General features: G+C 70.4%; 11 protein-coding genes and 1 pseudogene. 9 read left to right on the forward strand and 3 right to left on the reverse strand.

The genetic code is table 11. The annotated features are described in order from the left end of the window. The first annotated feature begins 57 nt into the window (after nt 1-57). The 7 genes and pseudogenes from ACPWT1_RS02275 (at nt 58) to mdoH (ending at nt 8904) form a co-directional block, all read left to right on the forward strand. Nucleotides 58-441, forward strand: a complete 384-nt coding sequence (locus tag ACPWT1_RS02275; protein ID WP_427913805.1) for a hypothetical protein — start codon at nt 58-60, stop codon at nt 439-441. Nucleotides 442-445: 4 nt separating this feature from the next. Further along, the gene (gene miaB, locus ACPWT1_RS02280) at nt 446-1777 is read left to right on the forward strand and encodes a tRNA (N6-isopentenyl adenosine(37)-C2)-methylthiotransferase MiaB (RefSeq protein ID WP_427913806.1); all 1332 of its coding nucleotides are present in this window, start codon (nt 446-448) and stop codon (nt 1775-1777) included. A gap of 4 nt (nt 1778-1781) precedes the next feature. Further along, nucleotides 1782-3212 (forward strand): sensor histidine kinase, encoded by a 1431-nt coding sequence (locus ACPWT1_RS02285; protein WP_427913807.1) that lies wholly within the window; start codon nt 1782-1784, stop codon nt 3210-3212. Next, entirely contained in the window at nt 3205-3786 is a 582-nt protein-coding gene (locus tag ACPWT1_RS02290) for a hypothetical protein (protein ID WP_427913808.1), read from the forward strand. Before ACPWT1_RS02285 ends, ACPWT1_RS02290 begins: the two co-directional genes overlap by 8 nt. Before the next feature lie 6 nt (nt 3787-3792). Beyond that, nucleotides 3793-5205, forward strand: a complete 1413-nt coding sequence (locus tag ACPWT1_RS02295) for a sigma 54-interacting transcriptional regulator (protein ID WP_427913809.1) — start codon at nt 3793-3795, stop codon at nt 5203-5205. 164 nt (nt 5206-5369) lie between these two features. Next, nucleotides 5370-6916, forward strand: a pseudogene (locus ACPWT1_RS02300) (glucan biosynthesis protein G). After that, the gene (mdoH, locus tag ACPWT1_RS02305; protein ID WP_427913810.1) at nt 6880-8904 is read left to right on the forward strand and encodes a glucans biosynthesis glucosyltransferase MdoH; all 2025 of its coding nucleotides are present in this window, start codon (nt 6880-6882) and stop codon (nt 8902-8904) included. The pseudogene ACPWT1_RS02300 and the gene mdoH overlap by 37 nt, the downstream one beginning before the upstream one ends. Nucleotides 8905-8910: 6 nt before the next feature. Here mdoH and ACPWT1_RS02310 read toward each other — a convergent pair whose 3' ends face one another. The 3 genes from ACPWT1_RS02310 to ffh form a co-directional block, all read right to left on the reverse strand. Beyond that, the gene (locus ACPWT1_RS02310) at nt 8911-9873 is read right to left on the reverse strand and encodes a tripartite tricarboxylate transporter substrate-binding protein (RefSeq protein WP_427913811.1); all 963 of its coding nucleotides are present in this window, start codon (nt 9871-9873) and stop codon (nt 8911-8913) included. Between the two features lie 17 nt (nt 9874-9890). Continuing rightward, nucleotides 9891-11084, reverse strand: a complete 1194-nt coding sequence (locus tag ACPWT1_RS02315) for a M20 aminoacylase family protein (protein ID WP_427913812.1) — start codon at nt 11082-11084, stop codon at nt 9891-9893. 154 nt (nt 11085-11238) lie between these two features. Beyond that, complete coding sequence (ffh, locus tag ACPWT1_RS02320; protein ID WP_427913813.1) at nt 11239-12615, reverse strand: signal recognition particle protein; 1377 nt, start codon at nt 12613-12615, stop codon at nt 11239-11241. Nucleotides 12616-12700: 85 nt separating this feature from the next. Here ffh and ACPWT1_RS02325 point away from each other — a divergent pair, with 85 nt between their 5' ends. Both ACPWT1_RS02325 and ACPWT1_RS02330 read left to right on the forward strand, forming a co-directional pair. Beyond that, nucleotides 12701-13495: a cytochrome C assembly family protein gene (locus ACPWT1_RS02325; protein WP_427913814.1), complete on the forward strand. Its 795-nt coding sequence runs from the start codon at nt 12701-12703 to the stop codon at nt 13493-13495. A 1-nt stretch (nt 13496) separates the two neighbouring features. Further along, nucleotides 13497-13733, forward strand: a complete 237-nt coding sequence (locus tag ACPWT1_RS02330) for a PP0621 family protein (RefSeq protein ID WP_427913815.1) — start codon at nt 13497-13499, stop codon at nt 13731-13733. Nucleotide 13734 lies beyond the last annotated feature (1 nt).

The raw sequence follows: 13734 nt of genomic DNA on the forward strand, positions 1-13734 counted from the left end.
GGGCCTCCGAGGGGCGCACTTCTACAATCGGGGTTTCTCAGCCTCTGGATCTACACCATGAACCGCTGGACCCGTGCCGCGCTCGCGGCCGTCTTCTCCCTGTCCGCCGCCCACGTGCTCGCGCAAGTCGTCGTGCGCGAAGCGCCGGCCGACGTTCGTCCCGCGCGCATGTCGGTCGCAACGCCACCCGAAATCACGCTCGACGGCCACGCGGCCCGGCTCTCGCCCGGCGCCCGCATCCGCAACACGCAGAACCTGGTCGTGCTCTCGGGCAGCCTCGCCGGCCAGACCGTGCCGGTGGTCTACCGACGCGACGGCGCCGGCCTGGTGACCGACGCCTGGATCCTCACGGACGACGAGTACGCCAGGGTGGGCGGCGCCGGCGGCGACGCCTCGCTGCTGGCCAGGATGCTGGCATCGGTGTTCGGCGCGCGCAGGTGACGCCATGAAGAAAGTCTTCATCAAGACCTTCGGCTGCCAGATGAACGAGTACGACTCGGACAAGATGGCCGACGTGATGCAGGCCGCGGAGGGCTACGAACCGACCACCGATCCGGAGCAGGCCGACCTGATCCTCTTCAACACCTGCTCGGTGCGCGAGAAGGCGCAGGAGAAGGTGTTCAGCGACCTGGGCCGCGTCAAGCACTTGAAGTCGAAGGGCGTGCTGATCGGCGTCGGCGGCTGCGTGGCCAGCCAGGAAGGCGCGGCGATCATCGAGCGCGCGCCCTACGTCGACGTGGTGTTCGGCCCGCAGACGCTGCACCGGCTGCCCGACATGCTGGCCGCCCGCCAGCAGCAGGGGCGGCCGCAGGTGGACATCCGCTTCCCCGAGATCGAGAAGTTCGACCACCTGCCGCCGGCTCGCGTGGACGGCGCCACCGCGTTCGTGTCGATCATGGAAGGCTGCAGCAAGTACTGCAGCTACTGCGTGGTGCCGTACACGCGGGGCGAGGAAGTCTCGCGTCCGCTGGACGACGTGCTGGCGGAAGTGGCGGGCCTGGCGGACCAGGGCGTGCGCGAGGTCACGCTGCTCGGCCAGAACGTGAATGCCTGGCGTGGCCGCATGGGCGGCACCGCGGAGATCGCGGACTTCGCGCTGCTGCTGGAGTACGTGGCCGAGATTCCCGGCATCCAGCGCATCCGCTTCACCACCAGCCATCCGAACGAGTTCACGCCGCGCCTGATCGAGGCCTACGGCAAGGTGCCCAAGCTGGTGAGCCACCTGCACCTTCCCGTGCAGCACGGCAGCGATCGCATCCTGATGGCGATGAAGCGCGGCTACACCGCGATGGAATACAAGAGCACCGTGCGCAAGCTGCGCGCCGTGCGGCCGCAGCTGTCGCTGTCCAGCGATTTCATCGTCGGCTTCCCCGGCGAGACCGACGACGACTTCGCGAAGATGATGAAGCTGGTCGACGACGTGGGCTACGACGCCAGCTTCAGCTTCATCTTCAGCCCGCGCCCCGGCACGCCGGCCGCGGCGCTGCACGACGACACTGCGCATGAGGTGAAGCTGCGGCGGTTGCAGCACCTGCAGGCGGTGCTGGAGGACAACGTGCGCGCGATCAGCGCCAGCCGCGTCGGCACGCTGCAGCGCATCCTGGTCGAAGGTCCCTCGCGCAAGGACAGGACGGAGCTGATGGGCCGCACCGAGTGCAACCGCATCGTCAACTTCGCCGGCCCGCAGCGCCTGGTAGGCCAGATGATCGACGTGACCATCACCGAGGCCCTGCCGCACTCGCTGCGCGCGGAAGTGCCGGTGCTCCAGGCGGCGTAGCGCCTTGCGGGCTCCCCGCCTTGGACGGCTGCCGTTTCGCGCGCTGCTGCTGCTGGCGTTCATCCTGGTGGGCGCGCTGCTCGGTGGCACCGCGCTGCGCGCAGTCATCGTGCTGGACCAGCTCACGGCGCAACGCACGGCCTGGGCCGACGCGGCGATGCAGCTCACGGCCAACGCGCAGACGCTGGCGGAGCGCACCGTGGACATGGAGCGTGCCGCGCGCCAGTCGCTGGTGCTGGGCGACCGCCTGTTGCGTCGACGTTTCGAGGACGAATCCGGCAACGCGCGCATCGCCCTGCGCCGGTTGACCGACCAGGGCCTGCCCGCCAGGATGGCCCAGTCCTGGCTGGACAAGCTGGGCGAAGTGACCGGCCTGCTGGCTGGCCGCATCGACGACCCGCTGGATCGCGAGCGCATCGTCGCCCTGCGCTTCCGTGATTTCGACGGCATCAACAGCACCATCTCGCGCGAGGTGCAGCACCTGATCGAGTCGCGCAACACCGCGCTGTTGGAGCGGCTGGGCAACGCGCGTTCGCGGCTGATGCAGCAGGTGCTGATCGCCAATGCGCTGGCCGCGGCGCTGGCGGCCGGGCTGGGCCTGTGGCTGGCGCGCCCGTTCACGCGCATGGAGCACGCGATCGTGGGCCTGGGCGAGAACCGGCTGCAGGATCCGATCGATATCGAAGGGCCGGCCGACGTGCGCCGGGTCAGCCAGCAGCTCGAGTGGTTGCGCCTGCGCCTGACCGAACTCGACGCCGACAAGGCGCGCTTCCTGCGCCACGTGTCGCACGAGCTCAAGACGCCGCTGGCGGCGCTGCGCGAAGGCGTCTCGCTGCTGGAGGAAGGCGTCACCGGCGAGCTCAATCCGCGGCAGCACGAGGTCACGCGCATCCTGCAGCACAACGCGGCCGTGCTGCAGGAGCGCATCGAGGCGCTGCTGCGGTTCAATGCCGCGGCCTTCGATGCGCGCCAGCTGCAGCGCCAGCCGGTGGACCTGCTGGCGCTGCTGCAGGACCTGGCAGAGGCGCAGCGGCTGCAATGGCAGGCGCGCGGCCTGCACGTGACGGTGACGGGTGAGCCCCTGGTGCTGCAGGTGGATCCCGACAAGCTCGGGATCGCGCTGGCCAACCTGCTGGCCAATGCGATCCGGTTTTCGCCGCAGGGCGGTACCATCCGCCTCGCCCTGCGCACGCTGGCGGGTCGCGCCAGCGTCGATGTCAGCGACGAGGGGCCCGGCGTCGCGCCACCGGATCGCGAGCGCATCTTCGAGCCGTTCTACCGCGGACAGCGGCAGCCGGAGGACGCGGCGCCCGGCACCGGCATCGGCCTGTCCATCGTCAAGGAATACATCGCGGCGCATGGCGGCCGCATCGAACTGCTCGCGCAGGACAACCAGCCAGGCGCCCACTTCCGCATCGAACTACCCCATGCCTGACCGTCCGTTCTCCACCGCTGCACGCCGCGGCCTCGCCACTGTGCTCGGCGTCGTGGCAGCCGGCTGCGCGAGCCCCGAATTGCCGGCGCCCCCACCTCCGGTGGTCGCCAGCATCCCCGCGCCGGCACCGGCGCCGGAGCCCGCCCCGGCACCCGGCGCGCGCGAGCCGTCCGCGCCCGCCCCCGTCGTGCAGGCCCTGGTGCATGCGGACCGCGTGCGCGGCATGCCGCAACCCGACCTTGGGAACGAGGTGGCGCGGCTCGCGAGCACGCCAGCCACGCCGCTGGTGCAGGTGCAGCTGGCGCTCACGCTGATGCAGACCCGCTCCGCCGTCGACAACCTGCGGGCCAGCCAGCTGCTGCAGCGCGTGCTGTCGCAGGACGCGGCGGACGCACGCGCCTTGCACCCGCTGTGCCGGCAGTTGCTGGCGCAGCTTGCGGAACAGAAGCGGCTCGAAGACCTGAACGAGCGCCAGTCGCAGCAACTGCGCGAGGCGCAGCGAAGGGCCGACCAGCTGGCCGACCGCCTGGACGCGCTGCGTGCCATCGAACGCGCGCGGCCCCGCATGCCTTGAGCTGCCATGAGCACCGGTGCCCGCATCCTGGTAGTGGACGACGATGCCGACATGCTGCGGCTGCTGTCGATGCGCCTGCACGCCGCCGGCTACCAGGTGACCGCAGTTCCGACGGCGGAAGCGGCACTCGCACAGCTGGCCGTGGAGCGGCCGCACCTGGTACTCAGCGACGTGCGGCTGCCGGGCCAGGACGGCCTGAGCCTGTTCGACGAGATCCGCCAGCGGCATCCCTCGCTGCCGGTGATCCTGCTCACCGCGCACGGCACCATCCCCGATGCAGTCGATGCCACGGCCCGCGGCGTGTTCGGCTATCTCACCAAGCCCTACGAACCGCGGCAGTTGCTCGACACCATCGCGCAGGCGGTGGCCCTGGGCGCCGATGCGGCGACGCCGGTGGGCACCGACGAAGCCTGGCGCGAGGAGATCGTCAGCCGCTCGGCGCGCATGGCGGAGCTGCTGGCCGAGGCGCACATGGTGGCGCGTTCCGCCGCCTCCGTGCTGCTGCGCGGCGACAGCGGCAGCGGCAAGGAGCTGCTCGCCCGGGCCATCCACAAGGCCAGCCCGCGGGCGCGCAAGCCCTTCGTGGCGGTCAATTGCGGCGCCATTCCCGAAGCGCTGCTGGAGTCCGAACTGTTCGGCCACGTGAAGGGCGCGTTCACCGATGCGGTGGCCAACCACAAGGGCCTGTTCCAGGTCGCCGACGGCGGCACGCTGCTGCTCGATGAAATCGGCGACATGCCGCCGGCGCTGCAGGTGAAGCTCTTGCGCGTGCTGCAGGAACGCTCCGTGCGGCCGCTGGGGTCGAGCCAGTCGATCCCCGTCGACGTTCGCATCATCTCGGCCACGCACCGCGATCTCGACGCGGCCATGGCGGCGGGCCAGTTCAGGCAGGACCTCTACTACCGGCTCAACGTGGTGACGCTCACGCTGCCGACATTGGGCGAACGGCGCGAGGACATCCCCCTGCTGGCGAATCATTTCCTGCAGAAGCTCGCCAGCAAATACGGGCGGCGCCTGTCGGGCTTCGCGCCCGAGGCGCTCAAGGCCCTCGCGGCGGCGCCATGGCCGGGCAACGTCCGCCAGCTGTACAACGTGGTCGAACAAGTCTGCGCGCTCTCGACCACGGCGCTGGTCCCGCTTGCACTCGTGCAACGTGCCTTGCGCGTGCCCACGGTCGAGGTGCAGACCTACGCCGAAGCCAAGCGGCGCTTCGAGCGCGACTACCTCGTCGGCCTGCTCAAGCTCACCGATGGCAACGTCACCGATGCAGCTCGTCTGGCCGGTCGCAACCGAACCGAGTTCTACCGCCTGCTGCAGAAGAACGACCTCACGCCGGGCCATTTCAAGGGTGATGCGAACGGTGCGTCGCCGTCTGGCGACAGCGCTGCACCCACGTCCACCAAGGACGACGAGCCCTAGAGCTCGGGATCTGTCGCCGCATGGCGACGAAAAACGGCGGTATCGCGGGTCAATTGGCGCGCCGAGCGACACGCTCGCGGACTCATGCGGTGCAAGTCGTTGTCGCTGCTCGCCATTTCAGACTGGCCCGAGCCTTGCACAGGGAGGTCGTGACCCGTGACTCGCTGCGGCCTTGCGCCGTCCTCCTGCTGGCCTTCTTCGCGTGCCTCTTCGCGAGCCATGCCCATGCAGCCTGGGGCTTCGACGACGTTGCCGCGCTGGCGGGCCAGCGTGCCGCGGCGCCGTTCCAGCCGGCCGACAGCACGCTTCCGCCCCAGCTTGCTGCGCTGGACTACGACGGGCTGCGCGACATCCGCTTCCGTCCCGCACGCGCGCTCTGGCGCAAGGAAGGACTGCCCTTCGAGGCCATGTTCTTCCACCGCGGCCGCTATCACCCGCAGCCTGTGCGCATCCACGAAGTCGACGCGGCCGGCAACGTGCGCGATCTGCCGTGGCGTGCGGGCGATTACGACTACGGAGCCAACAAGCTCGACACGCAGGACTGGCCGGACCTCGGCCATGCCGGCTTTCGCGTCCACTACCCGCTGAATGCGACGGGCTACAAGGACGAGCTGATCGTCTTCCTCGGCGCGAGCTACTTCCGCGCCCTCGGTGCCGGGCAGCAGTACGGCCTCTCCGCCCGTGCCCTCGCCATCGACACCGTCGGCGCGAACGGGCCGGAGGAGTTCCCGCGCTTCACCGACTTCTGGCTCGAGCGCCCCCAGCCCGGCGCCACGCAGCTCGTGCTGCACGCACTGCTGGACTCGCCGCGTGCGGCCGGCGCCTACCAGTTCATCGTGACGCCCGGCGCACAGACCACGATGCAGGTGCGCGCACGGCTGTTCCTGCGGGCCAGCGACCGCCCGATCGCCACGCTGGGACTGGCCCCGCTCACGAGCATGTTCCTGTTCGGCGAGAACCAGCCGCGCGCTGGCGACTTCCGGCCCGAGGTGCATGACTCCGACGGCTTGCTGATGGCCAGCGCCAATGGCGAATGGCTGTGGCGTCCGCTGCAGAACCCGCGCGAGCTGCTCGTCACCAGCTTCGCCTTCGACGGCGTGCGCGGCTTCGGGCTGATGCAGCGCGATCGCGCGTTCGCGAGCTACGAGGACACGGAGGCGCGCTACGACAGGCGCCCGAGCGCCTGGGTGCGTCCCATCGGTGACTGGGTCCCGGCCGCGTCGAACTCGTCCAGCTGTCCACGCCCGACGAGACACACGACAACGTGGTCGCGTACTGGGTTCCCGCGCGCATGCCCGCGCCCGGCGAGCCGTTCGACTATGCGTACGAACTCGCTTGGCAGGGCGACGAGCAGCAGCGACCGCCGGCGGGGTGGGTGACGCAGAGCCGTCGCGGCCTGGGCTACGTCCGCGCCGAGGACGCCCCGCGGGCGGCCGGACTCGTGCAGTACGTGCTCGATTTCAGCGGACCCGCGCTCGCCGCACTGCCTGCCGAGGCTCCTGTGCGCGCCATCGCGAGCGCGGACGCCAACGGCAGGCTGGAACAGCCGCTGGCCTGGTTCAACCCGGCGACCCGCAGCTGGCGGGTGGTGCTGCGGGTGCGTCCCGTCGACCCCTCCAGGCCCGTGGAACTGCGCGCCTTCCTCCAACACGGCAACGACATCGTGAGCGAAACATGGACCAACATCGTGCTTCCCGACACCACCCGCTGAGGCAGGCCACCGAGGCCGATGCCGGAGGCGGCACGGCGTCGACACCGCCCCGGCGTCGCCCTGCATCGCGCGAGGCGCGCCACCCGAACGCGTTCACCGCACCGCCGATCCATCGCGGCTCGATGCCCGCGCATCCCTGGACCGGTTTCTGGCCAAGCCTGCAGGCCGGTGCGGTCCGCGCGTTGCGCGGTTCGCCCCTCCGGCCCCGCACGGCGGCGCCGCAGCCGTGGGAACGCGCCGCACAGCGCCGGCGCGCGGCCTTCCTGGCCATCGCCGTGCTCACCAGCGTGCTCGCCACGCTGCTGTTTGCCAACGCGCGGCCCGACGACACCGCGCCGCTGCTCAAGGCCGTGCAGGTCGTGCTGTTCGGCGGCCTGTCGGCCTGGGTCGTGACCGGGTTCGTCACCGCCCTGATGGGGTTCTGGGTCACGCTGCGCGGCGACCCGCACGGCCTGTCCGCACGCACGGTGCGCGACGTGCAGCTTGCGTCCGATGTCCGCACCGCCATCGTGATGCCCATCTGCGAGGAGCACGTGACGACGGTGTTCGCCGGGCTGCGCGCCACGTGCGAGTCGCTCGCGGCGACTGGCCATGCGCGCCAGTTCGACGTCTTCGTGCTCTCCGACAGCAGCTCTCCGGAGACGGTGCGCGCCGAACGCACGGCCTGGGAAGACCTGCGGACCGCGCTGGCGGCCATGCCCGGCGCGCAGGTGGAGGTGTACTACCGGCGACGCGCTCGGCGCACGCACCGCAAGGCCGGCAACGTGGCGGACTTCTGCCGCCGCTGGGGCCGCGACTACCGCTACATGGTGGTGCTCGACGCCGACAGCGTGATGAGCGGCGACTGCCTCGTGACCCTGGCCAAGCTGATGGAAGCGCATCCCAAGGCCGGGATCATCCAGACCGCGACGCAGCCGATCGGCCACGTCACGGCCCACGCGCGTGCGCAGCAGTTCGCCGCGCGCGTGACCGGGCGCCTGTTCACGCTGGGCCTGCAGTTCTGGCAGCTGGGCGAATCCCACTACTGGGGCCACAACGCGATCCTGCGCGTCGAGCCGTTCATGCGCCATTGCGGGCTCGCACCGCTGGCAGGCACGGGCGGCCTGTCGGGCGGCATCATGTCGCACGACTTCGTGGAAGCGGCGCTGATGCGCCGCGCCGGCTACCACGTGTGGCTGGTGCCCGACCTCGCGGGCAGCTACGAGCAGCAGCCGCCGGACCTGCTGTCGGAACTGCAGCGTGATCGCCGCTGGTGCCAGGGCAACCTGCAGAACGCGCGGCTGATGGCCGAGCCGGGCATGCACCGCGTGCACCGCGCGATGTTCGCGATCGGCGCGATGTCGTACCTGTCGGCTCCCCTGTGGCTCGCGTTCCTGCTGTCCGGTGCGGCGCTGTGGATCTCGGGTGCAGCGGAGTTCGGCATCGTCGAAGCGACCCACACCGAGCTCGTGGCGCTGTGGCTGTGGGGCCTGTGCATGCTGTTCCTGCCGCGCGTCCTGGGCCTGGTGGCCGTGGTGTTGCGGCGCGAGCAGGCCGCGTTCGGCGGCGTGCCGCGCCTGCTGGCCGGCGCCCTGTTCGAAACCGTGCTCGCGCTGCTGCAGGCGCCGGTTCGCATGCTGGCGCATTCGCTGTTCGTGCTGGTGGCACTGACCGGCCTGAAGCTGCACTGGACCTCGCCGCCGCGGGAAGCCAACGGCTTGGCCTGGCGCGATGCATCGGCACGCCTGCTGCCGATGATGGTGGCCGTCGCCGCGCTTGCGGCCGGCATGGCCTGGATCGAACCGCGGGCGGTGCTCGGGCTGCTGCCGGTGGCGGTGCCGCTGCTGCTGTCGGTGCCGCTGGCGGTGCTCACCAGCCACGTGGGATGGGGCGCGGCACTGCGCGCGCGCGGGCTGCTGCTGATCCCCGAGGAGGCGGGCTCGCCGGCCGTGCTGCGCCGTGCCCGCCTGCACGCAGGTCATGCGGCGCGCCTGCTGCGCGCCGCATGAGGCGGCTTACTCGATGCGGGCGCCGGAGGCCTTGACCAGCGCCGAGGACTGGTCGTAGTCGTCCTTGAGCAGCTTCTGGAACTGCTCGACCGTCTGGTTGCCCGCGACCTCCACGCCCAGGGTGGCCAGCCGCTGCTGCACCGCCGGGTCCTGCAGCACCTTGTTGATCGCGGCATTGAGCCTGTCGGCCTCGGCCTTGGGCATCGTGGACGGGGCCAGCACGCCGATCCATGAATCGAACTTGTAGCCCGGGACGCCCCCTTCCGCGACGGTCGGCAGCTCCGGCAGGAACTTGGAGCGCTGCGTGCCCGTGTAGGCGAGCAGCTTGATGCGCGGATCGTTCTTGAAGCCCGTCACGCCGACCAGCGACGCCGTCACACCCTGCACGCGGCCGGCCAGCACTTCGTTCACCGCATCGCCGGTCGACTTCATCGGCACGTGCTGCATCTGCAGCCCCGCCTTCGCGAGGAAGTACGCCATGCCCAGGTGCGTGGCGCTGCCGTTGCCGGCCGACGCGTAGTTCAGCTGCCCGGGCTTGGACTTGACCAGCTTCACGTAGTCGGCCAGCGTGCTGACGCCCAGGTTGCCCGGCGCCGCGATCACGTAGCCGGAGCTGCCGATGTTGGCGATGCCCGTGAAGCTCCTGATCGGGTCGTAGTCGAGCTTGCTGTACAGGTGGCCCGCGAGCGTGTGGCTGGCCGCCGCCAGCACCAGCGTGTTGTTGTCGGTGGCCTTGGCCACCTGCGAGGTGCCCACGGTGCCGCCCGCACCCGGCCGGTTCTCCACGATCACCGTGGCACCGAGCGCCTGTCCCAGTTCGGCGTTGAAGGTGCGCGCCACCGTGTCCTGCACGGCACCGGGGCCGTAGGGCACGACGATGCGGATGATGCGGTCGGCTGCCGACGCGGGGATGGCGGGGGCAGCGGTGAGTGCCAGCAGGGCGGGAACGACATGGCGACGCAGGAACATGCAGGACTCCTCTTTCATCAGGGTTGGGCCAGCCAGCGCTGCGCCAGTCGCACGAAGTAGCTGGCGCCGATGGGAATGATCTCGTCGTTGAAGTCGAACGAGGTGTTGTGGATGATGCAAGGTCCGGGCCCGTGGTCCGGTAGCCGGTGGCCGCCGTCGCCGTTGCCGATGAAGGCGTAGCAACCTGGCCGCGCGCGCAGCATGTGGGCGAAGTCCTCGGCGCCCATCACCGCCGGGTAGTCCTCCTGCACGCGGCCGGCGCCCACCACCTCGCGCATCACGTCGGCGGCGAATCGCGCCTCCCGCTCGTGGTTCACCACCGGGGGCGACGCGCGGCGGAAAGTCACCTCCGCGGTGCATCCATGCGCCTGCGCGACGCCGGCGGCCAGGCGCCGCACGCCGTGCTCGATAGCGTCGGTAGCCTCGACCGAAAAGGTGCGCACCGTGCCGCCGACCCAGGCGACGTCGGGGATCACGTTCGGCGCGTCGGAGCCCTGGATCTGCGTGACGGCCAGCAGCGCGCGCTCGGTGGACGGCACCACGCGCGGCAGCAGCGACTGCAGCTGCTGCGCCAGGTCGATCGTCGCGCCGACCGGGTCGATGCCGGTGTGCGGCAGCGACGCGTGCGTGCCGCGCCCGTGCAGCGTCACGCGCCAGGTGTTGCTGGACGCCATGAGCGGACCGTGGTTCAGCGCGAAGTCGCCGACCGAGCCGGTGACGAAGTTGTGCAACGCGAACACCGCCTCGCACGGGAAGCGGTCGAACAGGCCGTCCTCGATCATCTTCAGCGCGCCTGCCTTGCCCATCTCCTCGGCCGGCTGGAAGATGAAGTTCACCGTGCCGCTGAAGTCCTTGCTGCGCGACAGATGCCAGGCCGCAGCCAGCAGCATGGTCGTGTGGCCATCGTGCCCGCACGCGTGCATGCGGCCGTCGTGCGTCGAGCGGTGCGGGAACCGGTTCTCTTCCTGCAGCGGAAGCGCGTCGAGGTCGGCGCGCAGGCCGATGGTGTGCTTGCCGGTGCCGTTGCGCAGCACGCCGACGACCCCGGTGCCGGCGACGCCGGTGTGCACTTCGATGCCCCACTCGCGAAGCAGGTCGGCGACCAGCTTGGAAGTGCGGTGTTCCTCGAACCCGAGTTCAGGATGGCGGTGGATGTCGCGGCGCAGCGCGACGAAACGCGAGATGTCCGCGAACGAGTCGACGATGTTCATGGCGCCGCAGGATACCAACCTGAGGACCTCACCAAAGTCGAGGTCGCTCTTGCGGCGTCAGATCTCCAGCGCTTGGCTCCCTCTCCCCCTCGGGGAGAGGGCTGGGGAGAGGGGGTTCGTGAGACCGGCTCTGCCGCCTGAGCCCCTGTGGGGCTCAGAAAGGCAGCTTGGGCATCCCGCCCGCGCCGCCCTTGCCAGCGCCCATGCGCTTCATGAGCTTCATGAGGCCGCCGCCCTTCATCTTCTTCATCATCCCCTGCATCTGCTCGAACTCGTTGAGCAGCCGGTTCACTTCCTGCACCTGCACGCCGGCACCGGCGGCGATGCGGCGCTTGCGGGTGGCCTTGATGATGTCGGGCTTGCGGCGCTCCAGCGCCGTCATGCTGCAGATGATGCCTTCCTTGCGGCGGATGTCGCGCTCGGCCTTGTCCATGTCGACCTGGCCGGCCTTGGCCTGCAACTGCGAGGGCATCTTCTCCATCAGCGAGGACAGGCCGCCCAGCTGCTTCATCTGCTGGATCTGGGCCAGGAAATCGTTCAGGTCGAAGCCCTCGCCGCTCTTGACCTTGGCCGCGAGCTTCTGCGCGGCCTGCATGTCGACGCCGGCCGTGACCTGTTCGACCAGCGCGACGATGTCACCCATGCCGAGGATGCGGCCGGCGTGGCGCTCGGCATCGAACACCTCGAGGCCGTCGATCTTCTCGGAGACGCCGGCGAACTTGATCGGGGCGCCGGTGATCTGCCGCACCGAGAGGGCGGCGCCGCCGCGGGAATCGCCGTCGGTCTTGGTCAGCACGATGCCGGTGAGCGGCAGCGCCTCCTTGAACGCCTTGGCGGTGTTGACCGCGTCCTGGCCCTGCATGGCATCGACCACGAACAACGTCTCGACCGGCTTCAGCGCGGCGTGCAGCTCGCGGATCTCGCGCATCAGCGCTTCGTCGATCGCCAGGCGCCCCGCGGTGTCGACGAGCAGCACGTCGAAGTACTGCTTGCGCGCGTAGTCGAGCGCGTTGCGTGCGATGTCCAGCGGCTTCTGGTCGGGCGAGCTCGGGAACCATTCCGCGCCGGCCTGCTTCGTCACCGTCTTCAGCTGCTCGATGGCCGCCGGGCGGTACACGTCGCCGGACACGGTGAGCACCTTCTTCCTGCGCTTCTCGATCAGGTGCTTGGCCAGCTTGGCCGTGGTGGTGGTCTTGCCGGCACCCTGCAGGCCTGCCATCAGGATCACCGCCGGCGGCTGCGCTGCCAGGTCGATGTCCGACACACCCTCGCCCATGGTGGCGACCAGCTCGCGGTGGACGATGCCCACCAGCGCCTGGCCCGGGTTCAGCGAACCCACCACCTCCTGGCCCAGCGCCTTCTCCTTCACGCGGGCGACGAAGTCGCGCACCACCGGCAGCGCCACGTCCGCTTCGAGCAGCGCGAGGCGCACCTCGCGCAGCATGTCCTGCACGTTGGCCTCGGTGATGCGGGCCTGGCCGCGCATTTCCTTGACGAGGCGGGACAGCTTGTCGGACAGGGCAGATGCCATCGTGTGCTCAGGGGGGTTCGGAAAGGGGCTTCGCGCGAGGGGGCTGCGGATGAGCCCGGCGAAGCAGCGACTACACTGCGGAACCATGATTCTAGCGACTGGATCCGGCGTGGGTGCGGCGCTGTCGCTGGCGGCGGCAGGCGCGTATGCGCTGCTAGCCCTCGCGGCGCACCGGCTCGACCAGCGCTCCGCGCGCTGGGTGCTCCTGCTGGCCTGGTTCCTCCATGCACTGGTCCTCGGCTGGACCGTGCTGGGCGAGTCACCGCGCTTCGGTTTCGCACCGGCGCTGTCGGTCACCGCATGGCTGGTGCTCACGGTGTACGCCGTCGAGCGCGAGCTGTTCCCGCAACTGCCGGCCCGCTGGGCGCTCGCCGGCCTGGGCGCGGCTGCCGTGCTGCTCGCGATGGCCTATCCCGGCACGCCGCTGCACGTCAGTGCATCGCCGCTGCTGCCCCTGCATCTCGCACTGGGCGTGGCGTCGTATGGCCTGTTCGCGGCAGCCGCGGTGCACGCGTGGCTGATGCGGCGGGCCGAGCGGTCGATCCGCCGGGCCAACGACCCGCACACCGGGGTGCCGCTGCTCACGCTGGAGCGGCTCACGTTCCGGTTTGCGACCGCCGGGTTCGTCGTCCTCTCGGCCACGCTGCTGGCCGGGGTGGTGTTCCGCGAGTCGCTGGGCGCCTGGCGCTGGGATCACAAGACCGTGTTCTCGGTGCTGGCCTGGGCGGCGTTCGCCACGCTGCTGCTCGGGCGGGCGCGCTTCGGCTGGCGCGGGCGCACCGCCGTGCGCGTCCTCTACACCGGGTCGGTCCTGCTGCTGCTGGCCTACGTGGGGTCGCGGTTCGTGCTCGAAGTCCTGCTGCACCGCGCCGCCGCCTGACATGAAATACCTGGTCCTGATCGCGATCCTGGTGCTGGCCTACGCGGCCTGGCGCAATGGGCGGCTGCGAGAAGCCGCCGAACGTCCGCCCGAGCCGCGCCGCGGCCCGCCGGCGCTGCCGCAGGACATGGTGCGCTGCCCCGTGTGTTCGGTGCACCTGCCCAAGGGCGAGGCATTCGCCGGCGCCAGCGGCAGGCTGTACTGCACGCACGAACACCGGGCCAAGGGCGGCAACTGAC

It is taken from the genome of Ramlibacter sp. MMS24-I3-19, assembly GCF_050320135.1.
GTDB lineage: Bacteria > Pseudomonadota > Gammaproteobacteria > Burkholderiales > Burkholderiaceae_C > Ramlibacter.